Annotated in this window: 3 protein-coding genes; all 3 read right to left on the minus strand. The window is 28.5% G+C overall.

The genetic code is table 11. The annotated features are described in order from the left end of the window. Positions 1 to 871: 871 nt before the first annotated feature. The gene (locus QJ521_RS09490) at positions 872 to 1069 is read right to left on the minus strand and encodes a cold shock domain-containing protein (RefSeq protein ID WP_282840237.1); all 198 of its coding nucleotides are present in this window, start codon (positions 1067 to 1069) and stop codon (positions 872 to 874) included. Between the two features lie 217 nt (positions 1070 to 1286). Beyond that, positions 1287 to 1607 carry a hypothetical protein gene (locus QJ521_RS09495; protein ID WP_282840238.1) on the minus strand — a complete coding sequence of 107 codons (321 nt, stop codon included), beginning with the start codon at positions 1605 to 1607 and terminating at the stop codon, positions 1287 to 1289. A gap of 116 nt (positions 1608 to 1723) precedes the next feature. After that, on the minus strand, positions 1724 to 2533 hold the full coding sequence (locus QJ521_RS09500) for an aldo/keto reductase family protein (RefSeq protein ID WP_282840239.1): 810 nt from the start codon (positions 2531 to 2533) through the stop codon (positions 1724 to 1726). Between the last annotated feature and the right edge of the window lie 371 nt (positions 2534 to 2904).

Consider the following 2904-nt stretch of genomic DNA (forward strand, 5'->3'; position numbering starts at 1 on the left):
TTATACCATATTTAGATACTTTAACTATACAAAAAATCATGTTTCTTTCCTAGTAAATACTTGATTTGATTTTAAATGAATGCTTGATCCATGTGCCGATTACCTTATTCTAATTTGATTTCAAGCTCATAGCCATTCACAATTTCAAGAAACTTTAAATTGAATTATACACATTTTTGAATATTTCAAAATTCAATTTTGAATGAACTGGAGAACTTGACCTATCTATAAATCAAGAAAAAATCCCCTTTCTATAAACATCTACAACTTTAATTGTTTGTAGTGTCTACTTTAAGGGGATCATATCAATGTCAAAAGAGCTTTTCATATTGATATATGTAATCACTAGAGGTTCATAAATCTGGTCAAGTTTTCCTCAAAGTTAAATATTTACTCTCCTGTATGCTTTACTATACATATGATTGACAATTATCTAAATGACAAGAAAACAACTATTTATTCGTGTATCAATAGCTAATCTAATGACTGACCATTTGATATTTTAAAATTTATTTTTGGTACAATTTTTTTCGATTCTTGCACTATCTGTCACTAACACCTAGAAATCACTAAAATTTATGTCAACATAAGTTGACTTATCTACCAATAATTCATAGTTAGATATAATCTACTAGCAATATGTCTTAAATGTGCTTATGTTTTCTATTGCATAGCGGTCAACATAGAAGTAGATTATGATTCTTGAAAATCATATTATACTACTTATACAAAAAAACCCTTCTCACGGATGAGAAGAGTATTTCATGTTTTTATAGACATTTAAATTATTGAAAGATATATGTAACCTATTCATAAATAGGTGCTTTGCCAATTTATTTTTTAATAATCTTATCTATAGGCTCATTGAAAATTATAGTTTAGTAACGTTTGCTGCTGTTTCGCCGCGATCGCTATTTACAACATCAAATTCAACTTTACTGCCTTCTTCAAGTGATTTGTATCCATTAGATTGAATTGCGCTAAAGTGTACGAATACATCTTTGCCTTCTTCTGTAGAGATAAATCCATATCCCTTGTCCGAATTAAACCATTTAACTGTTCCTGTCATGTCGATTACTCCTTTTTTTTTATTATAATTAATAGTCATTGCTGACTTAACCATATATAATTATACACTCTTATTGACTAAAACCCTAATATTTATACACAATTGATACAATAAAGCCATAGCATCCCTTAAATTGCTATATAATTTGCCAATTTATAATAAATCTTCCATTATTTCACGAAATATGTGAATATAAATGATTCGACCTTATTTCTCATCATGATTTCTTTAGTCCATAAAGAAAATCAAGATATCTTCCTAAAGATTTTTTTGCGATAGGGAAATTCTGCAAACTTTTAAAGTTCTCATGATTTATAATTTCTCTATATGCAATCAAATATTCCTTAGCATCATCGTATTCGTATAAATTCTTTTTTATGTGCTTATTGTCAATCTTTAAATCATAAACGATATTTTTTAAAACACTAGAATAAGCAAGCAGCGTAGTCTCTGCCCACAAGTTTTTATTAAAGTTAACACTTGCATTTTTAGACTGCCATTTCTGTAAATATTGTATAAACATTTCTTCTCGCTTCATATCAATCCTCATATTTCATTATTTTCGGATTAAGTGTTGCTCAAATTGTTCGCATTAACCCTTTATATTCTAACTCATTATACCATTGAAAGAGCTGACGCAAGAGCTTAATCACATTATATATTTTTAATAGTTTCTATATCCGTTTTTGTTAACTCAAAATCGAAAATATCGATGTTTTCAAGTTGATGTTGTTTGTTATGTGATTTAGGAATCACTACTAAACCTTCACTAACTTGATAATTTAAGACTATTTGACTCCATGTTTTATTATATGGATTAGCTAGTTCTACTAATATATTTTTGGTTTTATCATTAATTTTAGCAAGTGATTGATATGCTTCAGGAATAATATCATTTGCTTTACAAAAATCGATTAATGATTGTTGGTGTTTACCAGGATATGATTGGAATTGATTGAGTACAGGTTTAATTCTAGCATGCTTAATCAAATAAGATAGTTGGTCTTCTTTGAAGTTTGACACTCCAATCGATTTTATAAGACCTTTTTCAACAAATGTTTCTAATATGCGCCACACTCTTAAGTTCTCTTCATTTGATTCATGTGGAAAGTGAATTAAGTAAAGGTCAATATAATCCAAGTCGATTGCTTTAAGTGATTGTTCTACATGCTTTTGAACAAGTTCATCCGTTTCAATAAATTCTTTATCTGTAGGAATTTTTGAAGTAATAAAAAACTCACATCTATCAATATTGGATTCTTTAACTGCTTTTCCAATGACTTCTTCATTACGATAATAAATTGCAGTATCAATTAATCTATAACCTAATTCAATTGCAGAACGAAGTTCTTTTGTGTCATTAGTAATCTTGCCATTAAAATTGTTATTTTCTTTTCCAAAAGTATTTGTTCCTGTTCCTAGCACAGGAAATGTTAATCCATTATTCATCGTAAGGTTTTTCATATAAACACATCCTTTTCTTAACTATATTATACCAGTTAAACCTAGTATATAATAGGATTCAGTCATTTGTGACTCTAGCTGACTATACTGAATTGTTAAATTATCAAATACATAAATAGATATCAAAAAAAGTTCTTCCCACAAGTGAGAAGAGCGTTTCATATATATCTTGGTGAACCGTAGGGGTTCACGTTTTTTTCAGTGACTAACAGACTAGACTGACATGAACATTTTTGTTTCACGGTTGTTTTTGGTTACGATAACACACTAATTATTGGTAACTTTGCTAATTATTTTGATTAATTAAGTTTATGATAATCTTCACTATAGTTTCTCTTTCATTCGGATTAGATAAAGCAATCATAAGCACG

The organism is Peloplasma aerotolerans (assembly GCF_030012175.1).
Taxonomy (GTDB): Bacteria; Bacillota_I; Bacilli_A; order Acholeplasmatales; family Acholeplasmataceae; genus Peloplasma; species Peloplasma aerotolerans.

Excerpts from the sequence above, each read along its gene's own strand:
- QJ521_RS09500 (WP_282840239.1), bottom strand. The coding sequence starts at position 2,533 with ATGAAAAACCTTACGATGAATAATGGATTAACATTTCCTGTGCTAGGA.
- QJ521_RS09490 (WP_282840237.1), bottom strand. The coding sequence starts at position 1,069 with ATGACAGGAACAGTTAAATGGTTTAATTCGGACAAGGGATATGGATTT.
- QJ521_RS09495 (WP_282840238.1), bottom strand. The coding sequence starts at position 1,607 with ATGAAGCGAGAAGAAATGTTTATACAATATTTACAGAAATGGCAGTCT.